This window comes from Pseudomonas sp. NFACC04-2, from assembly GCF_900119265.1.
Taxonomy (GTDB): Bacteria; Pseudomonadota; Gammaproteobacteria; order Pseudomonadales; family Pseudomonadaceae; genus Aquipseudomonas; species Aquipseudomonas fluorescens_AA.
The window spans coordinates 123124-145972 of the sequence record NZ_FPJC01000015.1 but is presented as its reverse complement, the minus strand read 5'-3'; the positions used below and the strand labels follow the sequence as shown (position 1 = coordinate 145972).

The following is a 22849-nucleotide window of genomic DNA, read 5'->3' as shown; positions in this document are numbered from 1 at the left end:
ATACAGAGGAGCGCCGTTTTTTTATTTGGTCGGGGGTGCCCAGATCAAGATCAAAAACAAAGCGAGGCGGCCTTATAGCCGGCCTGTCTCCTCTGGCTGCCCCCCCCCAATCAACTGTGGGAGCGGGTACAGCCGGAGGAGACAGGCCGGCTATAAGGCCGCCTTGCTTTTGCTTTTGATCTGGGCGCCCCATTAACCACGCTGGCCAAACGCAGGCATTGCGCAGTGGGCACCTCGGCATGGATGCCGAGGTAGCCGCGCTGGGCCATGGATGGCCCTTCGCGGCGGCCCACGGAGCAATGCCGGAGTGAGGGCACACCGAGCCTAGGCGAGGTGCCGAGTGGTGGGGCATAAAGCGTTTTGGTTACTTTTGCGCTTTTCAAAAGTGACCCGCTGTAAGAGCGGAACCGCCAGCAGCCATTACCGCAGAAACGGATATACACACCAATCCCCCAGTGAATGCAGCCAAAAAAATGCCCGCATCTCACGACACAGGCATTTTCCTCAGCGAACAGCGAACAGCGAACAGCGAACAGCGAACAGCGAACAGATTACCTGCTCCGCTACTTCACCACCTTGAGACTAGGCCGACCACTAGGCCGCGGCGGCTCGTCATCCGGTGGTGGCAGGTCATCATCCAGCTCAAACTCTTCTTCACCGTCCAACGGCGCTTCCAGCTCAAACACCATGCCCTGGCCATTCTCCCGGGCATAAATCCCCAGAATCGCAGCAACAGGCACGTACAAGGTGTGCGGCACACCACCGAAGCGCCCTTCAAAGCTGACGGCATCATTATCCATGTGCAGGTGACGCACAGCGGCTGGCGACACGTTCAGGACAATCTGCCCATCATTGGCAAAACCCTGCGGCACCTGCACCGACGGAAACTCGGCATTGACCAGCATGTGCGGGGTGCAATCATTGTCCACAATCCACTCGTAGAGCGCGCGGACCAGATAAGGTCGACTGGAGTTCATAGCGGCTCCCTAAGCCTTAGCGCATGTCGCGTTCGACACCAGACAGACTCGCCTGGAATGCCTCACGCGCAAATTGGCGCTCCATATAATCAAGCAGCGGCTTGGCAGGCCGCGGCAGTTCAATACCCAGAATCGGCAAACGCCAGAGTATGGGCAATAGGCAGCAATCCACCAGACTTTGTTCCTCACTGAGGAAAAACGGCTTGTCGACGAACAGCGGCGATACGCCCGTCAGGCTTTCACGCAATTCCTTGCGCGCCACGACCCGCGCCGGTTCCTTGGTCCGGGAATCCAGGATCAGATCCACCAACCCGCACCAGTCACGCTGGATGCGATGGATCAGCAAACGGCTGTTGGCACGCGCGACAGGATAAACCGGCAGCAAGGGTGGATGCGGATAACGCTCATCCAGGTATTCCATCACCACGGTCGACTCCCACAATGCCAGGTCACGATCGACCAATGTGGGCAGGCTGCCGTAAGGGTTCACTTCGATCAGCTTCGGCGGCTGACGACCCGCTTCGACGTAAATGATCTCGGCGCTGACACCCTTCTCTGCCAGTACGATGCGTACCCGGTGGGAATAGTGGTCGGCGGGGTCGGAGTAACAGGCCAACCGATTGGTCACGCCCATGGCGATCCTCCTCGCTTGTTGAAATTATCGAAAAACGGAAAAACGAGCGCGCCCAGAGGGCGTCTCCCGTAACGCCTGGCGGGCCAGGCTCGTTACATGTCTAGAGACGCCCTTGGGCGCGCACGATTAACAGCAATGGCTTACAGCTTTATCAATGCACGTCTTTCCAGTATTCACGCTTGAGCAGGTAAGCGAATACGAAGAAGAACGCCAGGTACAGCAATACATAGGTACCGATGCGCTGATGCTCCAGCTTCACCGGGTTGGCCGAGTAGGCCAGGAAGGTCACCAGGTTCTTGACCTTCTCATCGAACTGCTCCGGGGTCAGGCTGCCGGTGTTCGGCAATACGGTCAGCTGGTCGCAGGCTTCATGGGTCAAAGCGGAGCCAGTCAGCGGATCGAATTGCTTTTTACCGTCTTCAACGATCTGAACCTGTTTGCAGCCTACCACCTGGCGCCCTTGGAGGCCGACCAGAACGTTAGGCATGCCGACGTTCGGGAAGACCTTGTTGTTCACGCCCCAAGGACGTGCAGGATCTTCGTAGAACGAACGCAGGTAACCGTAAAGCCAGTCGGTGCCACGGACACGGGCAACCAGGGTCAGGTCCGGCGGCGCGGCGCCGAACCAGGTCTTGGCGTCCGCAGGCTGCATGCCGATGTTCATGTGATCGCCCAGCTTGGCACCGGTGAACACTAGCTTCTCAAGCATCAGCTCATGGGGGATGCCCAAGTCATCGGCAACGCGCTCGTAGCGCTGGAACTTGGCACTGTGGCAACCCATGCAGTAGTTGGCGAACGTACGTGCGCCGTCCTGCATGGCCGCTTTGTCGGAAACGTCGATGTCGACTTTTTCCAGCTCCGGACCACCGTGTTCAGCCGCGAAGGACAGTACAGGCATAGCAGCAAGAATCAGTACAGCAAATAGCTTTTTCATCAGCCAGTCACCCTTTCCGGAACCGGTTTGGTCTTCTCGAGCCTGGTGTAGAAAGGCATCAGAATGAAGTAGGCGAAGTACAGGAAGGTGCAAACCTGCGACAGCAGAGTGCGTCCCGGAGTCGGAGCCAGTACGCCCAGCACGCCCAGGATCACGAACGAGACGCAGAACACCACGAGCCAGATCTTGCTCAGCCAGCCTTTGTAGCGCATCGACTTGACGGGACTGCGGTCCAGCCACGGCAGGACGAACAGCACGGCGATGGCCGCGCCCATGGCGATAACGCCCAACAGCTTGTCCGGGATCGCCCGCAGGATCGCGTAGAACGGCGTGAAGTACCAGACCGGGGCAATGTGCTCAGGGGTCTTGAACGCGTTCGCCTGCTCGAAGTTCGGCTTCTCGAGGAAGTACCCCCCCATTTCCGGGAAGAAGAACACGATGGAGCAGAAGATGAACAGGAAGACCACCACGCCGACGATGTCTTTCACGGTGTAGTACGGGTGGAAGGCGATGCCATCCAGCGGTACGCCGTTCTCGTCCTTGTGTTTCTTGATGTCCACGCCATCCGGGTTGTTCGATCCGACTTCGTGCAACGCCAGGATGTGCAGCACCACCAGGCCGAGGATCACGATCGGCAGGGCGACCACGTGCAGGGCGAAGAAGCGGTTCAGGGTGATGCCCGAGATCAGGTAGTCACCACGGATCCACTGGGTCAGGTCGTCACCGATGACCGGGATCGCACCGAACAGCGAGATGATCACCTGGGCGCCCCAGTAGGACATCTGGCCCCACGGCAGCAGGTAGCCCATGAAGGCCTCGGCCATCAGCGCCAGGTAGATCAGCATGCCGAAGACCCACACCAGCTCACGAGGCTTCTGGTACGAACCGTAGAGCAGACCACGGAACATGTGCAGGTAGACCACGATGAAGAACGCCGAAGCGCCAGTGGAGTGCAGCAGACGCAGGATCGAACCGTACTCGACGTCGCGCATGATGTATTCGACGGAGGCAAACGCTTCTTCCGCCGACGGGGTGTAGCTCATGGTCAGCCAGACACCGGTGACGATCTGGTTGACCAGAACGAGCAGTGCCAGGGAGCCAAAGAAGTAGAAGAAGTTGAAGTTTTTCGGAGCGTAGTACTTGCTGAGATGGTCTTCCCACATCTTGGTCGCGGGAAAGCGCGCATCAACCCAATCCATGAATTTGCTCATCACGCTTTCTCCGTATCGACGCCAACGACAATGATGTCATCGGTCTCATAGGAATGCGGGGGAACTGGCAGGTTCAGAGGTGCAGGCTGCGACTTGTAGACGCGACCCGCCAGGTCGTAGTGGGAGCCGTGGCAAGGGCAGAAATAACCACCGACCCAGTCCTTGCCCAGATCGGCAGGCGCCACTTCAGGGCGGAACGTTGGTGAGCAACCCAGGTGCGTACAGATCCCGATCAGCAGCAGGACCTCTGGCTTGATCGAACGCGTCTGCGGGTCGACATAGGTCGGTTGCGTAGAGTTCTTGGAGGACGGGTCGGACAACTGACCCTCGATCTTTTTCAGATTCCCCAGGATTTCCTCTGTACGGCGGACGATGAACACCGGCTGGCCGCGCCACTCAGCAATCATCTGCTGGCCTGGCTCGATCTTGCTGACATTCACTTTCACCGGTGCACCTGCGGCTTTCGCCTTGGCGCTGGGAAACCATGACCCCACGAACGGGACCGCAGCCCCCACCGCTCCTGCAGCACCCACCACGGATGTGGCTGCTACCAGGAAGCGACGCCGGCCTGCATTCACGCCGTCATTGCTCATTCAGTCCTCTCCCATCAGCTTTGTGGCCTGTTAGATCAGGCGTCTACTAAGTAAAAATCTGAACTTATAAAAATTTTGCCGAATGGTAATGAAAAGCCCCAATTCTGACAAGGTAATTACCAAGCGGCCAAACCGCCAAGCCTTGTAGTATAGGGGCTCTACGAATGTGGCAAGTTGTCACAGAGCAATTCTTTTGCCCATAAAAAAACGCCCAGCTCCGTGAGGAACTGGGCGCCTTTTGAAAGCGGAAGCGAAATTAACGCTTCGAGTACTGCGGACGCTTACGCGCTTTACGCAGACCGACTTTCTTACGTTCAACTTCGCGAGCATCGCGAGTTACGAAGCCGGCTTTGCGCAGAGCACCACGCAGAGTCTCGTCGTAATCCATCAGGGCGCGAGTGATGCCGTGGCGGATTGCGCCAGCTTGACCACTTACACCACCACCGATAACAGTGACGTAGATGTCGAATTTTTCGACGGTCTCGGTCAGTTCCAGCGGCTGACGAACTACCATGCGGGCAGTTTCGCGACCGAAGAAGTTATCCAGGGAGCGGTTGTTGATGGAGATGTTACCAGTGCCCGGACGCAGGAAAACGCGTGCGGTTGCAGTCTTGCGACGGCCAGTGCCGTAATTTTGAGTCGCCGACATAATGAACTATTCCGTTAAAACTTCAGTTCTTGGGGCTGCTGAGCAGTATGAGGGTGAGCAGCGCCCGCATAAACCTTCAGCTTACGATACATGTCGCGACCCAGTGGGTTCTTAGGCAGCATGCCTTTAACCGCGGTCTCGATCACGCGCTCAGGGGCTTTGGCGATCAGCTTTTCAAAGTTGATCGACTTGATGCCGCCAGGAAAACCGGAGTGGGAGTAGTACATTTTGTCAGTGGTTTTAGCGCCAGTAACACGTACTTGCTCAGCGTTGATCACGACGATGTAGTCACCGGTGTCAACGTGAGGGGTGTACTCAGGCTTGTGCTTGCCACGCAGACGGCTCGCGATTTCGGTGGCCAGACGACCCAGGGTCTGACCAGCAGCGTCGACGACAAACCAGTCGCGCTTTACTGTTTCCGGTTTAGCAGTAAAAGTTTTCATTCTTTATAGCCTCAGGGGCCGCCCTGTAAATTAGACGGCGGATCTTACTGAATAGTGCGTACTTTGACAAGTCAAAGGCAGCCGGATACAGACGCTTTCGGGGGCTCGGGTCGGCGCGTCCGTTCAACGGCAAGATTCTTCGGCGGCGGCGCATCACTTCCACTGCAGAAAGAGGTGCGCAATTATGCAGATTGCGAAAAATATTTCAACCTGCTTTTATGATTGTTTTGCCCAAGGAGTTCCCGATGGACTATCGCCAGCTAGGCCGTACCGATCTGAACGTGAGTGCCCTGTGCCTCGGCACCATGACCTGGGGTGAGCAGAACAGCGAGGCCGAGGCCTTCGCCCAGATCGAACGCGCCAAGGGTGCCGGCATCAATTTCATGGACACCGCCGAGATGTACCCGGTGCCCCCCAAGGCCGAGACCTACGCCACCACCGAGCGCTACATCGGCAATTATTTCAAAAGCCGTGGCGACCGTGCCGACTGGATCCTGGCGAGCAAGATCGCCGGTCCCGGCAACACCATCGACTACATCCGCGACAAGAACCTCAAGCACAACCGCCAGCACATCGTCGAAGCCGTGGACGCCAGCCTCAAGCGCCTGCAGACCGACTGGATCGATCTTTACCAACTGCACTGGCCGGAGCGCAGCACCAACTTCTTTGGGCAACTGGGCTACCAGCACAAGGCCGACGAAACGTTCACGCCGCTGGAAGAAACCCTCGAAGCCCTGGACGAGCAGGTCCGCGCCGGCAAGATCCGCCATATCGGCCTGTCCAACGAAACACCGTGGGGCACCATGAAGTTCCTGGCCCTGGCCGAAGCCCGTGGCTGGCCGCGGGCGGTGTCGATCCAGAACCCGTACAACCTGCTCAACCGCAGCTTCGAGGTCGGCCTGGCGGAAGTCGCCATTCGTGAGCAATGCGGCCTGCTGGCTTATTCGCCCCTGGCGTTCGGCTTCCTGTCGGGCAAATACGAAAACGGCGCACGGCCCGCCAAGGGCCGACTGACCCTGTACAGCCGCTTCATGCGTTACTTCAACCCGCAATCGGAAGCGGCTTGCAGCCGTTATGTGGCCCTGGCCCGCGAACATGGCCTGGACCCGGCGCAGATGGCCCTGGCGTTCGTCACCCAGCAGCCATTCGTGACCAGCAACATCATTGGCGCCACCACGCTGGAGCAACTGGACAGCAACATCGCCAGCCTCGACCTGAAGCTGTCGGACGAAGTGCTGGCGGGGATCGAGGCGATTCACAAGGATCAGCCGAACCCTGCGCCTTGATCGGCCGGTAAAAAGTCTTCGCGAGCAAGCCCGCTCCCACAGGGGATTTGTGTCTGAACACTCTTTTGTGATCGACGCAGGACTCCTGTGGGAGCGGGCTTGCTCGCGAAGACGATCTTGAGTTCACTCTGGATCAAAGCGACCGCGCAATGATCTCCTTCATGATTTCATTGGTCCCGGCATAGATCCGCTGCACCCGCGCATCCGCCCACGCCCGGGCAATCGGGTATTCCCACATGAAGCCATAGCCGCCATGCAACTGCACGCACTCGTCGAGCACCTTGCATTGCAGGTCGGTGCCCCAATACTTGGCCATCGCCGCCGTCGGCACGTCCAGCTTGCCTTGCAGGTGCAACTCCAAGCAGCGGTCGACGAAGACCCGGCCTATCTGGATTTCGGTAGCCATTTCCGCGAGCTTGAAACGGGTGTTCTGGAAGTCGGCGATGGTTTTGCCGAACGCCTTGCGCTCGCGGGTGTAGTCCAGGGTCCATTTCAGCGCCGCTTCGGCCGAAGCCAGGCCGCCGATGGCGACGGTCAGGCGCTCCTGGGGGAGCTCTTGCATCAGGTAGGCAAAGCCCATTCCGGCCTGTCCGAGCAGGTTGTCCTTCGGCACGCGGACATCCTGGAAGAACAATTCCGACGTGTCCTGGGCCTTCATTCCGACTTTTTCCAGGCGCTTGCCCTTTTCGAAGCCCGGCGTGCCCGCCTCCACCAGGAACAGGCTGGTGCCCTTGGCGCCAGCCTTGGGATCGGTCTTGGCGACCACAATCACCAAGTCCGCCAGAAAACCATTGGTGATGAACGTCTTGGAACCGTTGATGACGTACTCGTCACCGTCCAGCACCGCCGTGGTCTTCACCCCTTGCAGGTCGGAACCGGCGCCCGGTTCGGTCATGGCGATGGCCGTGACCATTTCGCCGGACACGAGTTTCGGCAGGTACTTGTGTTTCAGCGCCTCACTGCCGTAATGCAGGATGTACGGCGCGACGATGTCGGAATGCAGCGAGAAACCGATCCCCGTCAGCCCCAGGCGGCCGATCTCCTCGATCACCACCGCGCTGTAGAGGAAGTCCGCGTCCAGCCCGCCATAAGCCTCTGGAAGGTGCGAGCACAACATGCCCGCCTCCCCCGCCTTGTTCCAGAGCTGGCGATCGACATGCCCCTGTTTTTCCCACTGGCTGTGGTACGGCACGGCTTCTTTTTCGAGGAAGGTTCGTACGCTCTCGCGGAACAATTCGTGCTCGGGACTGAACAGTGTTCTTGGGATCATGGCTCACCTTTGATTATTGTTGGACGTGGTTATCCGATAGAGCCTAAGCCTGCGGTGTACGACAGGACACTGGACACATCCGACAAAAAATAAGACGATCCAGCCGTCTAGTGACCACTTTCCCCTATAAAAATAAAAGATGAATTATGTCTATGCACGCCTCCACGCCCTTGCGGCGCGTCAGCATCCTGGCAATCGACCGGGTCTTCGCCTTCACCCTCATGCAAGCCAAGGATTTTTTCCACCTGGCCAGCCTGCGCTATGGCAAACAACTGGGCCACGGTCTGACGCCGGCGTTTGAAACCCGGCTGGTCAGCCCCGATGGCAAACCGGTGAACAGCTTCAGCGATGTGATCATGCCGGTGGACGGTGGCTTGGAAAACACCGACATCATCATCCTGCCGGCCTTCTGGGATGATTTCGCCAGCCTCTGCCAACGCTACCCCCAGATACTGCCCTGGCTGCGCGAACAACACGCTCGCGGCGCGGTACTCTGCGGCGAAGCCACCGGAGTGTTCTGGCTGGCCGAGGCCGGTCTGCTCGACGGCAAGGAAGCGACCACCTACTGGCGCTTCTTCAATGCCTTCAAGGAGCGCTTCCCCCAGGTGCACCTGAACCAGGACAAGCACCTGACCGACGCCGACAACCTGTTTTGCGCCGGCGGCGCGACCTCAGCCTGCGACCTCTACATTTACCTCATTGAACGCTTCTGCGGCGCCAACGTGGCCCAGGCCGTGGCGCGGGACATCCTGTATGAGGTGCAACGCAGCTATTCGCCGGGACGGATCGGCTTTGGCGGGCAAAAACTGCACCAGGACGTGATCATCCTGCAGATCCAGCAATGGCTCGAAGAGCACTTCGCCGATAAATTCCGCTTTGAGGATGTTGCCCGGGAGCATGGCATGAGCATCCGCAATTTCATGCGCCGCTTCCAGACCGCCACAGGCGACAAGCCGCTGCATTACTTGCAACGACTGCGGATCGAAACCGCCAAGGGCCTGCTCTCCGGCAGCCGCAAGAGCATCAAGACCATCAGCTACGAAGTCGGCTACGACGACGCGAGCTTTTTCGCACGGTTGTTCAGGCAACATACCGACCTGTCGCCGAACCAGTATCGGCAGCAGTTTCAGCAGGCGGCGTAGGCCGAAGGCTTCGCAACGATCCACTGTGGGAGCGAGCTTGCTCGCTCCCACAGGTTTTTACAGTGAACGACTGATTCGAGCGTACAAAAAAGGCCTGCAATCGCAGGCCTTTTTTTGCTTTGCGAATCGCCCTACGGCTTATGCGCCCGCGACAGGAATTCGTGGGATTGCATCTCCAGCAAACGACTCAAGGTCCGCTGGAATTCGAAGGTCAGGCGACCGCCGGTGTAGAGATCCTTGAGTTCGACTTCGGCCGAAATGATCAGCTTCACGTTACGGTCGTAGAACTCGTCGACCATGTTGATGAAGCGACGGGCGATGTCGTCGGTGGTGACGCTCATCTGCTCGACGCCGCTGAGCAACACGGCGTGGAAGATCTTGCCCAGTTCGATGTAGTCGTTCTGGCTGCGCGGGCCGTCGCACAGTTCGCGGAAGTCGAACCAGGCCACGTCGTCACAGGTACGGATGGCGCGGATCTCGCGGTTTTCGATGATCAGCACATCGTTTTCCACCGCCTGGGTGCATTCCGGCGTCAGGGCGCGGAAGCTCTTGCGCAGGCTTTCTTCGGCGGCGGCATCCAACGGAAAGTGGAACAACTCCGCTTGCTCGAGGTGACGCAGGCGGTAGTCGACGCCGCTGTCGACGTTGACGATTTCGGTGTGTTCCTTGATCAGCGCGATGGCCGGCAGGAACCGCGCCCGCTGCAGGCCGTCCTTGTACAGGCCGTCCGGCACGATGTTCGAGGTGGCGACCAGGGTCACGCCGTTCTTGAACAGCTCTTCCATCAAGGTGCCCAGGATCATGGCGTCGGTGATATCGGAAACGAAGAACTCATCGAAACAGATAACCCGGGTCTCGTCGGAAAAACGCTTGGCGATGATGGTCAGCGGGTTCTTCTCGCCTCCCAGGGTCTTCATTTCCTCGTGCACACGCTTCATGAAGCGGTGGAAGTGCGTACGTGTCTTTTCCTTGAACGGCAGCGCTTCGAAGAAGGTGTCCACCAGGTAGGTCTTGCCACGGCCAACGCCGCCCCAGAAATACAGGCCCTTGACCGGCGCCTGGTCTTTCTTGCCGAACAGTTTGCCCAACAGGCCCGGCTTATTGTTCGAGGCCGCGACCAGGTCGTCGTACAGGCGCTGCAAATGCCGCACTGCCGTTTCCTGGGCTGCGTCGTGGAAGAACTCCGGGCGTTTCAGATCAGCTTGATATCGTTCTAGGGGCGTCATATTCGTTAGCAAGGCAACAAAAACGGGCCGTCACTGTAGCGATGGCCCAGAGGAATGGCAATCGGCCCTTTTTCGGGCCGATGGCCGGGTAACGCGCCGCAATCAGTCCTGGGCAGGCGTCAGGGCAACGCGCAGCGCATCGATGGCAGCATCCCGGGCGGCGCTGTCGGCGAAGGCCGGGCTGTTCGCCACGCACTCACCGTCGAGCCAGACGCTGAAACCCAGGTCGTCGCTGCGTACGTCCAGGGGCTGGCCGGACTGCAATTGCTTGGTCACCTGCCCTGCGGTCTTGCCGTCGGCAAAATTGTTCGAGAGCAACAGTTGCTCGCCATCGGCAGAAAGCAGGCGGAAACGGAAACTGCCGTCATCTTCACGGAAGCTGACGAAACGTGCCGCCTTGGCCGCTTTCTTTTTGGTCTGGGTTGCCACCTGGACCTGGCTGACGAACGAACGCAAGCCAACGGCCTCGCGCAGTTCGTTGAGGAACGGCGTTGCCACGGCCCGGGCCTTGCTCGCGCCCAGTTGCAGGATGTCTTCAAGGTCCGACGGACGTTCGATGAACTGGTGATAGCGCTCGCGTGCTTCACCCAGCTCGCTGTCGAGCAACTGGAACAGGCGGTTCTTGGCTTCGCCCCAGCCCAGGCCTTGCAGCAGTTCGCTGCGGAACTCGGCGGACTGTTCGGCAGTGGCGAAGGCCTGGAACAGGGTGAACAGGTGCGAATTGTCCGGATCCTTGGCTTCGCCCGGGGCACGGGAGTCGGTGACGATCCGCGAGATCGCGTCCTTCATGTCCTTGGCGCTGCTGAACAACGGGATAGTGTTGTCGTAGCTCTTGGACATCTTGCGGCCATCGAGGCCCGGCAGCGTGGCCACGCTTTCTTCGATCAGCGCCTCGGGCATGGTGAAGAACTCCTTGCCCTGGCCGAACAGGTGATTGAAGCGCTGGCCAATGTCACGGGCCATTTCCACGTGCTGGATCTGGTCGCGACCGACCGGGACCTTGTGGGCGTTGAACATCAGAATGTCGGCAGCCATGAGGATCGGGTAGCTGTAGAGGCCCATGGTGACACCGGCGTCCGGGTCTTCGCCGGCCTCGACATTTTTGTCCACCGAGGCCTTGTAGGCGTGGGCACGGTTGAGCAGGCCCTTGGCCGCAACGCAGGTCAGCAGCCAGGTCAGTTCCGGGATCTCGGGAATATCGGACTGGCGATAGAACGTCACGCGGTCCACGTCCAGGCCGCCAGCCAGCCACGTGGCGGCGATCTCCAGGCGCGAACGCTGGATACGCAGCGGGTCATCGCATTTGATCAGGGCGTGGTAGTCGGCCAGGAAGTAGAACGAATCGGCGTTGCTGTCGCGGCTGGCGAGGATCGCCGGACGGATGGCGCCGGCATAGTTGCCCAGGTGCGGGGTGCCGGTGGTGGTGATGCCGGTCAGGATACGGGTACGCGTCGTCATGGGTTATCGCTTGTCAGACTGCTGTCAATTCGAAAGGCGCGGCAGGATCAGATCCTTGAGATCGGTCAGCTTGCCATGAAAAAAGTGTCCGCATTCTGCCACTTTCAGCAGCTCATGGGGGCGTTGGAGCGTGTCGGACCATTCGTAAACCAGCTGCGGATCGACCACTTCGTCGGTTTCCGGCTGGATCACGGTCAACTCGCCACCGGTCGGCAAGGGCGATTGCTCGTCCAGGCGCATCACCGCCGGGGCCACCATGAACAGGTGCTTGACCGGTTGCCCCTGGGCTTCCAGGCGCCCGCCCAGGCTGGCAGCGACAAAGCCACCGAAGGAAAAACCGAACAGGGTCAGGGGCAATTGCGGGTATTTTCCACGCAGCCATTGGGCGACAGCGTGGGCGTCATCCACTTCGCCAGTGCCCATGTCATGGCTGCCGGCGCTGGCCCCCACGCCACGATAATTGAAACGCAACGTAACCAGCCCGGCATCACGGGCAGTGCGTTGCAGGGTCGAGACCACTTTGTTGAGCATGGTCCCTCCCTGCACCGGGTTCGGGTGGCAGATCAGCGCCAGGCCACGGGGGGCCTCGCTGTCCAGGTACAAGGCTTCCAGTTGGCCCACGGGGCCATCGATGACGACAGGGGTTTCGCGCATAAGCAAGGGAAAGAACTCCGTGACCCCGAATTGGGTCGACTCGTCTAGCTAAAGTCTGTGCCTGGCATGATTGCGATGTTCTTCGCGGTATACAGCGCAGGTCCGAGCCGTTAACGTAAAGCAAAGCCGTTTATAGAGGAAGGACTCGTGGAACACTCGCTCTTAGTTTGGTTGTTGCCGACTCTTGCCCTGGTTGCCGGTGTCGCCATTGGATTTCTGCTTGCCCGACTGCTGCCCAATGCGGTGCCCAACAGCACGCAACGTCAGCTGGACGACATTCAGGAACGTTTCGACAGTTATCAGAATGAAGTGGTCACCCACTTCAACAGCACCGCTTCTCTGGTGAAAAAACTCACCCAGAGCTACCAGGATGTCCAGGATCATTTGTCCGAGGGTGCCAATCGCCTGGCCCTGGACGAGCAGACTCGCCAGCGCCTGCTGGCCGCCCTGCAAGCCGATGCGGCACAGACTCCACGGGAACGCCTGACCCCACCAAAAGGGATCCAGGAACCGCCGCGGGATTACGCCCCCAAGGCCCCGAATTCGCCCGGCATGCTCGATGAGCATTACGGTTTGAAGAAGTAATTTGCGAGCGACACCCAAAAGCCCGCCCGATCACATGATCGGGCGGGTTTTTTTTTAACACAAGAAAATCCCCCTGTGGGAGCGAGCTTGCTCGCGATGATGGCGGCACATCCAACATCACCGGTTCAGACAGACCGCTATCGCGAGCAGGCTCGCTCCCACAGTTTTGACCGGGGTGCGCGTAAATGTTGCGTCCCACCTCCCCCATTAAAGGGGCTTAGGCCAACACCTCACCCGACACCTGATCGATAGCCTTTTTGGTGATGTCGACGATCAGGTCCGCATCCTCGCGAGTCAGGATCAGGGGTGGGGCGAAGCCCAGGATGTCGCCGTGGGGCATGGCGCGGGCGATCATGCCGCGCTCCAGGCAGGCGGCCGAAACCTTCGGGCCGACTTTGAGCGCCGGGTCGAACGCCGTTCGCTGCTCACGGTCGGCCATGAACTCCACCGCCGCCAGCATGCCGTCGCCGCGCACCTCGCCCACCAGCGGATGCCCCTCAAGCGTTTCACGCAGGCGACGATTGAGGTAACCGCCAATATCCTCGGCGTTGGCCGTAAGGTTTTCCCGCTCGAGGATGTCGAGGTTGGCCAATGCCGCGGCGGCGCAGATCGGGTGCCCGGAATAGGTCCAGCCATGGCCCATGGCACCTTCGGCCTGGGAGGCCTTTTCAATCACGCTCCAGACCTTTTCCCCGATGATCACCGCCGACAACGGTGCATAGGCACTGGTCAGGCCTTTGGCGGTAGTGATCAGGTCCGGCTTCATGCCGTAGCGCTGGCTGCCCATCTTCGAACCCAGGCGACCGAACGCGCAGACCACTTCATCGGCAATCAGCAGCACGTCGTATTTTTTCAGCACGGCCTGGATCGCATCCCAATAACCGGCGGGAGGAACGATGATGCCCCCGGTGCCCATCAACGGCTCGCCAATGAACGCCGCCACGGTGTCCGGGCCTTCGGCGAGGATCATTTTTTCCAGTTCGTCGGCGCAGTAACCCACGAACGCTGCCTCGTCCATGCCCGCCGGAGCCTTGCGATACCAGTGAGGACACACGGTGTGCTTGACCCCTTCCACCGGCAGATCGAAATGTTGGTGGAAGGTCGCCAGGCCGGTCAGGCTGCCGGTCATGATGCCCGAGCCATGGTAGCCACGGTCCCGCGAGATGATTTTTTTCTTCAGCGGCCGGCCCAGTACGTTGTTGTAGTAGCGCACCAGCTTGACCTGGGTCTCGTTGGCATCGGAGCCGGACAAACCGTAATAGACCTTCCTCATCCCTTCCGGCGCCCAGTCCATGATGCGGCTGGACAACTCGATGATCGCCTCGCTCGAGTGACCGACGTAGGTGTGGTAGTAGGCCAGTTCCTTGGCCTGCTTGTAGATAGCGTCCGCCACCTCGGTGCGGCCATAACCGATGTTCACGCAATAGAGGCCGGCGAAGGCGTCGATGAACTCACGGCCTTCATGATCGCGAATGCGAACGCCTGACGCACTCTTGATGATCCGGCCCTTGAGCGCGCCGCTGGCGTGGTCGTGAGCGTGGGTCGAGGGGTGCATAAAATGCGCACGGTCTTGTTCGAACAGCGTGTTGAGTTCTTGGCTCATGCGGACTCTCCTGGGAACTGGCCTTGATGGTGCAGGCAGAAATATTTGGTTTCGACAAAGGGCTCGAAGCCCTCGCTGCCACCCTCGCGACCGAGGCCCGAGGCTTTCATGCCACCGAAGGGAATCGGGTGGCCGGTGAACTTGACGCCGTTGACCGCGACCATGGCGTGGTCGAGACGGCGGATCAGCGGATAAATGACGTCCAGGCGGTTGGAACAAATATAGGCCGCCAGCCCGTACTCGGTGTCGTTGGCCATTTCGATGGCTTCGTCCAGGGTGTCGAACGGCATCACCCCGGCAATGGGCGCGAAGTTTTCTTCACGGTAGATACGCATCTGCGGCGTGACATCGGCCAGCACGGTCGGTTGGTAGAACAACCCGCCCAAGGCATGGGCCTCGCCCCCCACCAGACGCTGGGCACCGAGGGCCAGGGCATCGGCAACGCGGTCGACGGTCACATCGAGCGCCGCTTGGTGCATCAACGGCCCGACATCCACGTCCTGTTCCTGTTGATCGACCATGGCCGGCCCGACGCGCAAGGCGCGCACTGCGGCGGTGAAACGACTGAGAAACGCCGCGTACACCGAGCGCTGCACCATGATCCGGTTGGCCGCGCAGCAGTCCTGTCCCGAGGTCTGGAACTTCGCCTCCACCGCGACTTTCACCGCCAAGGCCAGGTCGGCATCGGCGCAGACAATGAACGGCGCGTTGCCGCCCAGTTCCAGCGCGACTTTCTTCACATCATGGGCCGCCGCCTGCAGCACCAGCTTGCCGACCCGAGTCGAGCCCGTGAAGCTCACCGAGCGTACACGGCGGTCCTTGACCAGGGTTTCCATGGCCATTTGCGGCTCACCCAAGACCACATTGAAGACCCCGGCGGGAAAGCCGGCTTCCTCGGCCAGTTGCGCCAGGGCCAACGCCGAGTAAGGGGTTTCGTGGGCCGGCTTGATCACTACCGTGCAACCGGCGGCCAGAGCGGCGGCAGCCTTGCGGGTAATCATCGCCGAAGGAAAATTCCAAGGCGTGAGCAGCGCGCAGACACCCACCGGCTCCTTGAGCGTGCCCAGGTGCGCATTCGGGATATGGCTGGGAATGTTCTGACCGTACAGGCGCCGGGCCTCTTCAGCGAACCATGGGATGAAGCTGGCGGCATAGGCGATTTCGCCACGGGACTCGGCCAGCGGCTTGCCCTGCTCCAGGCTGAGGATGCGCGCGAGGTCTTCGCTGTGTTCTCTGATCAACGCCGCCCAGCGCCGCAGGATCGCGCCGCGAGTTTCCAGGCTCTGTTCGCGCCACGCCGCAAATGCGCGGTGCGCCGCGTCCACCGCCGCGACGATCTGTGGCTGATCGAGCATCGGCACATGGCCGATGACGGTGCGGGTGGCTGGGTTGTGGACGGCCACGCTGTGACCACTGTCGCTGTGGACCCAATGGCCATCGATGTAGCAGAGCGCTTTGAACAACAGCGGGTGTTGGTATGGCATGACGTTCACTCCAGAGCGTGTGCGTGAATCCATGCTAAGGCAGCGCCGCTTGGGTTATTGGCTGTTTGCGTGGGGTCAGACCTTGGCTTTTTTCTGGAAACGACCTGCGCAAAAGTGTTTTCCATGGTGCTCAGGAGGATGGCGCCAGCTCCGCCGGCAAGGCGCCGGCGGTCTTGATGGTCTTGGTGACGATGTAGGTGAAATAGCGTTCGATGCCCAGGTCCTCCAGCAGCAGTTGGTCGACGAAGCGTTGGTAGGCATCGACGTCCGGCGCCTGGATCATCGCCAGGTAATCGACCCCGCCGCCGGTGGCGTAACAGAATGCCACTTCGGGCGCGGCGATCATGCGTTGCTCGAAACGGCGCATGTCCTGGGCGGTGTGCCGGGCCAGGGTGATTTCCACCAGCACCTGCTGACGCTTGAACACCGCGGCCCAGTCGATCTGCGCTCGATAGCCGACGATCAGGCCCGCCGCTTCCAGCTTGCGCACCCGCTCCCAGGCCGGCGTCACCGACAGGTTGATGGCCTCGGCCAGGCTCGACTTGGTGATCCGCCCATCCTCGGCGAGGATCTGCAGGATCTTGAGGTCGTAGCGATCGAGCTTGTGCATGGGCAGGGCTCCGGACAGTTAAAAACTCAAACTCAACGCAAACCTTTGTGTGAGCGAGCTTGCTCGCGATGAGGCCAGCACATTCAACATCGCCGTCCCAGGCACGCCGCTATCGCGAGCAAGCTCGTCCCACAGGGGATCTGTGGCTGGCTGTCGTCACGCCAACACATCCGCAATCACCGCCAACGTATCGCCACATTGCACCAACCCGGGAAAGTGTCGGGCCGCCAGCAGGCCGCTACGGGCGGCGCGGTATTCGACCGGGGCGACGCCACTGCGGGTGATGTCGTAGATCCGTGCCACCACCTCGCCGTGGGTCACGTGCTCGCCCAGGTCGCGGCACATTTCCAGCAAACCGTCGTGCTCGCTGGCAATGAAACAACTGGCGTCCGGCATGTCGAGCACCAGCGACGGCTGCAACTCGATCGTGCCCCGCAGGATGCCAGCGTGGATCAGCAGGTTGCGCACCCCACGCTCGGCAATCGACACGCTGCGGGCGGTCGACGAACCGCCGCCGCCCAGCTCGGTGGTGACGAACACCTTGCCCTGGGACTCGGCCGCCGTGTCGTACATCGCCCCAGCGTCCAGCTCCAGCATGCGCATGCAATACGGCGCGTTGAACGCCAGCATCCCGGCCTCGCAGCGCGCCTGCTGCTGTTTGTCCGGCAATACGTGGCAGGCGGCGAACGGCAGGAAATCCAGGGTCCGGCCACCGGAATGAATGTCGAGGACAATGTCGGCCAAGGGCAATAAGGTGCGATTGAAGTAGTCGGCGATTTTCTCGGTGACGGTGCCGTCCGGCCTGCCGGGAAAACTGCGATTCAGGTTGCCCTTGTCGATGGGCGACGTCCGGCGTCCGGCATGAAACGCCGGGGTGTTCATGAACGGCACGATGATCACCCGCCCACTGACTTCGTTGGCGGTCAATTGCTGGGCCAGTTTGCTCAGGGCCACCGGGCCTTCGTATTCATCGCCATGGTTGCCACCGCTGAGCAGCGCCGTCGGACCGCTACCGCGCTGGATGACCGTGATGGGGATCATCACGGCGCCCCAAGCCGAATCGTCCCGCGAATACGGCAGTTTGAGAAAGCCGTGCTGCACGCCCTCGCGGCTGAAGTCGACCGTGGCGCTGATGGGATTGTTGGGCACGTCAGGCATGGGTCAATCCTTCACGAACAGTTGACGAGGCACGTTGCACAGCGTCTCGACGCCGGTCTCGGTGATCAGGATGCTCTCGGTGATTTCCAGGCCCCAATCGTCCATCCACAGCCCCGGCATGAAGTGGAAGGTCATGCCCGGCTGCAACACGCTGTTGTCGCCGGGGCGCAGGCTCATGGTGCGCTCGCCCCAATCCGGCGGATAACTGATCCCGATGGGGTAGCCGCAACGGCTGTCCTTGTGAATGCCGAATTTCTCCAGCACCTTGAAAAACGCCACGGCAATGTCGCCCGTGGTGTTGCCCGGCTTGGCCGCATCCAGGCCGGCGGCGATGCCTTCGACCACGGCTTTTTCGCCGTCGAGGAAATGTTGCGGTGGCTTGCCCAGGTAAATGGTGCGCGAGAGCGGGCAGTGGTAACGCTTGTAGCAACCGGCGATTTCAAAGAAGGTGCCGGCGCCCTGTTCGAACGGCGAATCGTCCCAGGTTAGGTGTGGCGCGCTGGCATCGGCGCCAGTGGGCAGCAGTGGCACGATGGCCGGATAGTCACCGCCATGGCCATCGACGCCGAGGATGCCGCTGCTATAGATCTCGGCCACCAGTTCATTCTTGCGCATGCCCGGTTCGATCCGCTCCAGGATCCGGCTGTGCATGTTTTCGACGATGCGCGCGGCGATGCGCATGTAGGCGATTTCCTGGGACGATTTGACCGCTCGCTGCCAGTTCACCAGACCCACTGCATCCATCAGTTTTGCCTCGGGCAAATGCTTTTGCAGCGACAGGTACGCCGCGGCGCTGAAGTAATAGTTGTCCATTTCCACGCCGATGCTCAGCGCGCCCCAGCCACGGGCGATGATCACCTCGCGAGACAGGTAGTCCATGGGATGGCGCTCGCGGGACTGCACGTAGATGTCCGGGTAGCCGACGATGTTGTCGGCCTGCATGAACACCGTGCGCTTGGCGCCGTTGGCATCCTGGCCGCGCCCGAACCACACGGGCTCGCCCTCCAGCGCCACCAGCACGCACTGGTGCACATAGAACGACCAGCCGTCATAGCCGGTGAGCCAGGCCATGTTCGACGGGTCGGTCACCACCAGCAACTCCAGGCCCTGGGCCTGCATGGCCGCACGAACCTTCGCCAGGCGTTGGCTGTATTCCTCCCGCTGAAACGGAAGATTGACGACGATCTCTGACATCCACCTGCCCTCTGTTCAATGACTCATGAGAAAAATGCTCTAGCGGCCGAACGCAAAGCCCTTGCCCGCCACCCGTGCCCGCCCGAACGCCAGGTTGGCGATGGCGGTGTCCTGGGCGCCAGTGCCGGTGAGATCGCACAGGGTGACCTGCGCTTCGTCGGTACGCCCGGCCCGCTGCCCCGCCAGCACCTGGCCCAGCTCCCGCAACGCGACCTCATCGCCAACGGTGCCGGCCGCCAGGGCGTGGTGCAGTTCGCCGAGCACGCGGGTCTGGCTCAGGCGATCGGCGACATAGCAGTCGACGGCCGCCAGGGCTTGCGGGGAAATTTCGTTCTTGTGTCCCGCGTCCGAGCCCATCGCCGTGATGTGCAGGCCGGGGTGCAGATGGCGAGCCTGGATCAACGGCTCGCGACTGGGGGTGCAGGTGATGGCGATGTCCACGCCTTCCAGGGCATCGTCAATGGAGGCGCATGGCGTGACGGCCAGTCCGCTGTCACGCGCCAGTGCCTGACTGAACGCCTGGGCCTTTTGCGCATCCCGCGCCCAGACCCGCACCTCGTCGATGGACCGCACCAGGCGCAGCGCCTGAAGCTGCAGAGCCGCCTGTTCGCCAGCACCGATCAGCGCGACGCTGCGGCTTTGCACACGAGACAGGCAACGCGCTGCCACCGCCCCGGCCGCTGCGGTACGCACGGCGGTGAGGTAGCCGTTGTCCAGCAGCAGGGCTTCCAGCAGGCCGGTGCGTGCCGAGAGCAGCATCATCATGCCGTTGAGGCTGGGCAGGCCGAGCGCGGGATTATCGAAAAAGCCCGGGCTGACCTTGATGGCGAAGCGTTCCAGGCCTGGCAGGTACGCGGTCTTCACATCTACTTCGCCGTTGTGCTCGGGAATGTCCAATCGCAGGATCGGCGGCATCGCCACGGCGGCGGTGGCCAACATTACGAAGGCCTGCTCGATGGCGTCGATGCTGGCCAGGTCGAGGGCCACGCAGCTGCGCAGATCGGCTTCGCTCAATAAGATGACTTCACTCATGACTGGCTCCGTTAACGGGTTATCAAGCGTTGGCACCGGCGATCACACGGGCATGTTGTTCGGTGTCGACATTGCGCCCGCTGACCACCAGAACGATGGGGCCGCGCGGCTCGACCAAGCCGTCGAGCAGCGCCGCGATACCCACTGCCGCAGCGCCTTCGATCACCAGGCGTTCGTGGTGATAAGCGTGGCGGATGGCATTGGCGATGGAGGCTTCCGAAAGCAGGTGCAGGTCATCGCGCAGTTGTCGGGTCATGGCGAAGGTGTAGCGGTTGTCCAGGCCGATGCCGCCGCCTAGGGAGTCGGCCAGCGTCGGCAGCTCTTCGACGTCCACGGGCTGCCCCGCGACGAGGCTGGCGTGCATCGCCGCACCTCGGGCCATGCTGATGCCGTGGACCTGGATCGCTGGGCTGGCACGTTTGAGGGCCAGGGCAACGCCGGCGAACAGACCGCCACCGGACAACGGCACCAGCACTTGGGCCACCTCTGGTTGCTGCTCGAGGATCTCCAGGCCGAGGGTGCCCTGGCCGGCGATGATCGCCGGGTGATCGAAAGGCGGCAAAAAGGTCGCGCCCTGCTCCCGGGCGATGCGTTCGGCTTCACGCTGGGCATCGTCCTGGGACTGACCGACGATGCACACCTCGGCGCCCAAATCGCGAATCGCCTGCACTTTGTTGGCCGGGACCAGGTTCGACAGGCAGACAATCGCTCTGACGCCCTGCTGCGAGGCGGCATAGGCGAGCGCCCGACCGTGATTGCCGGTCGAAGCCGTGACCACTCCCTGGGCCTTCTGCTCGGGACTGAGCTGCGCCACAGCATTGCTCGCCCCGCGCAGCTTGAAGCTGCCGGTGATTTGCAGGGCTTCGAGCTTGAGGTACACCGCCACGCCCATCAACCGCGACAAACTCGACGAATGCTCCATGGGCGTGCACCGCACCAACGACTCGATGCGCTGGCGAGCGAGGTAGATATCCTGAAGCTGCAACCCTGTCATGACTGCGTCCCGAGCGGATGTGTTGGGCGCAGTCTAAGAGGGCTGGATTGTGGTGATGAATGTACTAGGGCAATTTAATGATTTTGCTTGAACAGTAGCCACTCCCCCTGTGGGAGCGAGCTTGCTCGCGATTGGGCCCTTACATTCAACATCTCTGGTGGCTGACACACCGCTATCGCGAGCAAGCTCGCTCCCACAGGGGGGATGTGGTGTTCACAAATTCGGCATTTCAGAAATCATGGATCTGCGGGTACTGGTTGAAGATCTGCCGCATGCCGATCAGCGCATGGCGCATTTCTTCATCGCTGCACTCAGCCCCGACGCAGACCCGCACCGCGCGGGGCCTGGGGGTGCCGCGCACGGTGAACGGGTCGGGGGAAGTCACGGCGATGTGCTTGTGCCGCAGCGCCCGCACCAGGCTGTCCACCTCCCAATGGGTCGGGATGCCGATCCAGGCGTTCAAGGCGTGGGGATGCTGGCCCAGCAGATGCTCGCCCATGTACTCGGTGACCATCGCCTGGCGCCCGGCCAGCAGTTGGCGTTGCAACTGCAGCAGCGACTCGGCGCGGCCATCGCGAATCCAGCGGGTGGCGATCTCCGAGACCATGGGCGTGGCCATCCAACTGTTGACCCGCAGGATGCTTTCGGTGCGCAAGGCCAGCCGCTTGGGCACCACCAGGTAACCGGTGCGCAGCCCCGTGAGTACCGACTTGGTCATGCTCGTGCAATAGAACGACAGCTCCGGCAGGTAATGGCTGATGGGCGGTGCCCGGCGCTCGTCCAGCAATGGGCCGTACACATCGTCCTCGATAATGTGCACGCCAAAACGCCGGGCGATCTCGGCGATTTCCCGGCGACGGGCGTCGGGCATCAGACTGGTGGTGGGGTTGTTCAGGTTCGGTGTGCACACCAGCGCGGTGATGCGCTCGTTGCTGCACATGTCTTCGAAATGTTCCGGGTCGATGCCATAGCGGTCCATTTCCAGGCCCTTGAGGGTAAAACCCAGCACCTGGGAATTGCCGATCACGCCGTGGTCGGTCAAGCCTTCGCAGAGCACCACATCGTCGGGCCCGGCCAAGGACGCGAGGGCGAGGAAAATCCCATGGGCCGCGCCGTTGGTGATCAGCACATCGTTACGGTCGACTTTCAGCCCTTGCCGGCCAATCCACTGCGCCGCCGCTTCGCGATGGGATTCAAAACCGGCGATGGGGCGAAAGGCGTGAATCCACGGTTGGTCTTCTTCAGTGCTCAGCGCCGCGCAGGTATCCCGCCAGGCCTGGTCATGCTCGCGGGTGTGCAGGATGCGGGTGATGGAAAAATCCACCAGTGCCCGCTCGGGGCTGTCGAGAATGTAAGTGGCCACCCGGTCGCTCATGCGCCGCGAGACGAAACTGCCGCGCCCGACCTCACAACGCACCAGTCCCTGGCGCTCCAACTCCTTATAAGCGTTGGTGACGGTCTGCACGCTGATGCCCATGGCGTCGGCCACCTGCCGTTGCGGCGGCAGGCGCTGGTCATTGGCCAGGCTGCCCTGTTCGATATCGTCGGCAATGGCCTGCACCAGAATCTTGTATTTGGATTCACCGCTGCGGGCGAGGTCCAAGGCTGACTTCCACTTATCCATGACAGCTGCAACCGGCGTGTTTAGGGGTGCGCACAGCATTGCGCGGCCATCGCGGCAAAGCAATTGTCCTAGTGCAATGCAATCGATG

The 22849-nt window shown here is 61.0% G+C and carries 22 protein-coding genes; 3 read left to right on the top strand and 19 right to left on the bottom strand.

All coding sequences use genetic code 11. The features are described 5' to 3' along the window. Positions 1 to 563 precede the first annotated feature (563 nt). The 7 genes from BT125_RS19975 to rplM form a co-directional block, all read right to left on the bottom strand. Positions 564 to 977 carry a ClpXP protease specificity-enhancing factor gene (locus BT125_RS19975; RefSeq protein ID WP_072409547.1) on the bottom strand — a complete coding sequence of 138 codons (414 nt, stop codon included), beginning with the start codon at positions 975 to 977 and terminating at the stop codon, positions 564 to 566. 16 nt (positions 978 to 993) lie between these two features. After that, complete coding sequence (locus BT125_RS19970; RefSeq protein ID WP_003178195.1) at positions 994 to 1611, bottom strand: glutathione S-transferase N-terminal domain-containing protein; 618 nt, start codon at positions 1609 to 1611, stop codon at positions 994 to 996. Between the two features lie 151 nt (positions 1612 to 1762). After that, positions 1763 to 2545: a cytochrome c1 gene (locus BT125_RS19965; RefSeq protein WP_072409545.1), complete on the bottom strand. Its 783-nt coding sequence runs from the start codon at positions 2543 to 2545 to the stop codon at positions 1763 to 1765. Further along, positions 2545 to 3756, bottom strand: coding sequence for a cytochrome b (locus BT125_RS19960; RefSeq protein ID WP_072409543.1), 1212 nt, complete (start codon positions 3754 to 3756; stop codon positions 2545 to 2547). Before BT125_RS19960 ends, BT125_RS19965 begins: the two co-directional genes overlap by 1 nt. Then, positions 3756 to 4349, bottom strand: a complete 594-nt coding sequence (gene petA / locus BT125_RS19955) for a ubiquinol-cytochrome c reductase iron-sulfur subunit (protein ID WP_060740746.1) — start codon at positions 4347 to 4349, stop codon at positions 3756 to 3758. The genes BT125_RS19960 and petA overlap by 1 nt, the downstream gene beginning before the upstream one ends. A 256-nt stretch (positions 4350 to 4605) precedes the next feature. Further along, positions 4606 to 4998, bottom strand: a complete 393-nt coding sequence (rpsI, locus tag BT125_RS19950) for a 30S ribosomal protein S9 (protein ID WP_003205364.1) — start codon at positions 4996 to 4998, stop codon at positions 4606 to 4608. A gap of 14 nt (positions 4999 to 5012) precedes the next feature. Beyond that, entirely contained in the window at positions 5013 to 5441 is a 429-nt protein-coding gene (gene rplM / locus BT125_RS19945) for a 50S ribosomal protein L13 (protein ID WP_003205365.1), read from the bottom strand. A gap of 245 nt (positions 5442 to 5686) precedes the next feature. Here rplM and BT125_RS19940 point away from each other — a divergent pair, with 245 nt between their 5' ends. Next, positions 5687 to 6727, top strand: a complete 1041-nt coding sequence (locus BT125_RS19940) for an NADP(H)-dependent aldo-keto reductase (RefSeq protein WP_072409540.1) — start codon at positions 5687 to 5689, stop codon at positions 6725 to 6727. Between the two features lie 133 nt (positions 6728 to 6860). Here BT125_RS19940 and BT125_RS19935 read toward each other — a convergent pair whose 3' ends face one another. Further along, complete coding sequence (locus tag BT125_RS19935) at positions 6861 to 7997, bottom strand: acyl-CoA dehydrogenase family protein (RefSeq protein ID WP_072409538.1); 1137 nt, start codon at positions 7995 to 7997, stop codon at positions 6861 to 6863. Positions 7998 to 8242: 245 nt separating this feature from the next. On the opposite strand from BT125_RS19935, the gene BT125_RS19930 reads away from it, so the two are divergent. Beyond that, complete coding sequence (locus tag BT125_RS19930) at positions 8243 to 9139, top strand: GlxA family transcriptional regulator (RefSeq protein ID WP_170842279.1); 897 nt, start codon at positions 8243 to 8245, stop codon at positions 9137 to 9139. 131 nt (positions 9140 to 9270) lie between these two features. On the opposite strand, the gene zapE is transcribed toward BT125_RS19930, so the two are convergent. The 3 genes from zapE to BT125_RS19915 form a co-directional block, all read right to left on the bottom strand. Next, positions 9271 to 10365, bottom strand: coding sequence for a cell division protein ZapE (gene zapE, locus BT125_RS19925; RefSeq protein ID WP_072409535.1), 1095 nt, complete (start codon positions 10363 to 10365; stop codon positions 9271 to 9273). Between the two features lie 102 nt (positions 10366 to 10467). Beyond that, positions 10468 to 11823, bottom strand: coding sequence for a tryptophan--tRNA ligase (locus tag BT125_RS19920; RefSeq protein ID WP_072409533.1), 1356 nt, complete (start codon positions 11821 to 11823; stop codon positions 10468 to 10470). A gap of 24 nt (positions 11824 to 11847) precedes the next feature. Beyond that, on the bottom strand, positions 11848 to 12477 hold the full coding sequence (locus BT125_RS19915; protein WP_072409531.1) for an alpha/beta hydrolase: 630 nt from the start codon (positions 12475 to 12477) through the stop codon (positions 11848 to 11850). A gap of 147 nt (positions 12478 to 12624) precedes the next feature. Here BT125_RS19915 and BT125_RS19910 point away from each other — a divergent pair, with 147 nt between their 5' ends. Then, entirely contained in the window at positions 12625 to 13062 is a 438-nt protein-coding gene (locus tag BT125_RS19910) for a Z-ring associated ZapG family protein (protein ID WP_003205372.1), read from the top strand. Between the two features lie 217 nt (positions 13063 to 13279). Here the strand turns inward: BT125_RS19910 and BT125_RS19905 are convergent, their stop codons facing one another. The 8 genes from BT125_RS19905 to BT125_RS19870 all read right to left on the bottom strand — a co-directional run bounded on the left by BT125_RS19905 (position 13280) and on the right by BT125_RS19870 (position 22761). Continuing rightward, positions 13280 to 14665, bottom strand: coding sequence for an aspartate aminotransferase family protein (locus tag BT125_RS19905; protein WP_072409529.1), 1386 nt, complete (start codon positions 14663 to 14665; stop codon positions 13280 to 13282). Next, positions 14662 to 16149 (bottom strand): NAD-dependent succinate-semialdehyde dehydrogenase, encoded by a 1488-nt coding sequence (locus tag BT125_RS19900; protein WP_072409527.1) that lies wholly within the window; start codon positions 16147 to 16149, stop codon positions 14662 to 14664. Before BT125_RS19900 ends, BT125_RS19905 begins: the two co-directional genes overlap by 4 nt. 130 nt (positions 16150 to 16279) lie before the next feature. Continuing rightward, positions 16280 to 16759 (bottom strand): Lrp/AsnC family transcriptional regulator, encoded by a 480-nt coding sequence (locus BT125_RS19895; protein WP_072409525.1) that lies wholly within the window; start codon positions 16757 to 16759, stop codon positions 16280 to 16282. 156 nt (positions 16760 to 16915) lie between these two features. Then, positions 16916 to 17917 carry a N(2)-acetyl-L-2,4-diaminobutanoate deacetylase DoeB gene (doeB, locus tag BT125_RS19890; protein WP_072409523.1) on the bottom strand — a complete coding sequence of 334 codons (1002 nt, stop codon included), beginning with the start codon at positions 17915 to 17917 and terminating at the stop codon, positions 16916 to 16918. Between the two features lie 3 nt (positions 17918 to 17920). Continuing rightward, positions 17921 to 19111 (bottom strand): ectoine hydrolase DoeA, encoded by a 1191-nt coding sequence (gene doeA / locus BT125_RS19885; protein ID WP_072409521.1) that lies wholly within the window; start codon positions 19109 to 19111, stop codon positions 17921 to 17923. A 39-nt stretch (positions 19112 to 19150) separates the two neighbouring features. Then, the gene (locus BT125_RS19880) at positions 19151 to 20143 is read right to left on the bottom strand and encodes a cyclodeaminase (protein WP_072409519.1); all 993 of its coding nucleotides are present in this window, start codon (positions 20141 to 20143) and stop codon (positions 19151 to 19153) included. 22 nt (positions 20144 to 20165) lie between these two features. Continuing rightward, positions 20166 to 21137, bottom strand: a complete 972-nt coding sequence (gene eutB, locus BT125_RS19875; protein WP_072409517.1) for a hydroxyectoine utilization dehydratase EutB — start codon at positions 21135 to 21137, stop codon at positions 20166 to 20168. A 229-nt stretch (positions 21138 to 21366) separates the two neighbouring features. Next, positions 21367 to 22761, bottom strand: coding sequence for a MocR-like ectoine utilization transcription factor EhuR (locus BT125_RS19870; RefSeq protein WP_072409516.1), 1395 nt, complete (start codon positions 22759 to 22761; stop codon positions 21367 to 21369). Positions 22762 to 22849 lie beyond the last annotated feature (88 nt).

Coding starts and splice junctions, on each gene's coding strand:
- BT125_RS19975 (WP_072409547.1), bottom strand. CDS start 977: ATGAACTCCAGTCGACCTTATCTGGTCCGCGCGCTCTACGAGTGGATT.
- BT125_RS19970 (WP_003178195.1), bottom strand. CDS start 1,611: ATGGGCGTGACCAATCGGTTGGCCTGTTACTCCGACCCCGCCGACCAC.
- BT125_RS19965 (WP_072409545.1), bottom strand. CDS start 2,545: ATGAAAAAGCTATTTGCTGTACTGATTCTTGCTGCTATGCCTGTACTG.
- BT125_RS19960 (WP_072409543.1), bottom strand. CDS start 3,756: ATGAGCAAATTCATGGATTGGGTTGATGCGCGCTTTCCCGCGACCAAG.
- petA (WP_060740746.1), bottom strand. CDS start 4,349: ATGAGCAATGACGGCGTGAATGCAGGCCGGCGTCGCTTCCTGGTAGCA.
- rpsI (WP_003205364.1), bottom strand. CDS start 4,998: ATGTCGGCGACTCAAAATTACGGCACTGGCCGTCGCAAGACTGCAACC.
- rplM (WP_003205365.1), bottom strand. CDS start 5,441: ATGAAAACTTTTACTGCTAAACCGGAAACAGTAAAGCGCGACTGGTTT.
- BT125_RS19940 (WP_072409540.1), top strand. CDS start 5,687: ATGGACTATCGCCAGCTAGGCCGTACCGATCTGAACGTGAGTGCCCTG.
- BT125_RS19935 (WP_072409538.1), bottom strand. CDS start 7,997: ATGATCCCAAGAACACTGTTCAGTCCCGAGCACGAATTGTTCCGCGAG.
- zapE (WP_072409535.1), bottom strand. CDS start 10,365: ATGACGCCCCTAGAACGATATCAAGCTGATCTGAAACGCCCGGAGTTC.
- BT125_RS19920 (WP_072409533.1), bottom strand. CDS start 11,823: ATGACGACGCGTACCCGTATCCTGACCGGCATCACCACCACCGGCACC.
- BT125_RS19915 (WP_072409531.1), bottom strand. CDS start 12,477: ATGCGCGAAACCCCTGTCGTCATCGATGGCCCCGTGGGCCAACTGGAA.
- BT125_RS19905 (WP_072409529.1), bottom strand. CDS start 14,665: ATGAGCCAAGAACTCAACACGCTGTTCGAACAAGACCGTGCGCATTTT.
- BT125_RS19900 (WP_072409527.1), bottom strand. CDS start 16,149: ATGCCATACCAACACCCGCTGTTGTTCAAAGCGCTCTGCTACATCGAT.
- BT125_RS19895 (WP_072409525.1), bottom strand. CDS start 16,759: ATGCACAAGCTCGATCGCTACGACCTCAAGATCCTGCAGATCCTCGCC.
- doeB (WP_072409523.1), bottom strand. CDS start 17,917: ATGCCTGACGTGCCCAACAATCCCATCAGCGCCACGGTCGACTTCAGC.
- doeA (WP_072409521.1), bottom strand. CDS start 19,111: ATGTCAGAGATCGTCGTCAATCTTCCGTTTCAGCGGGAGGAATACAGC.
- BT125_RS19880 (WP_072409519.1), bottom strand. CDS start 20,143: ATGAGTGAAGTCATCTTATTGAGCGAAGCCGATCTGCGCAGCTGCGTG.
- eutB (WP_072409517.1), bottom strand. CDS start 21,137: ATGACAGGGTTGCAGCTTCAGGATATCTACCTCGCTCGCCAGCGCATC.
- BT125_RS19870 (WP_072409516.1), bottom strand. CDS start 22,761: ATGGATAAGTGGAAGTCAGCCTTGGACCTCGCCCGCAGCGGTGAATCC.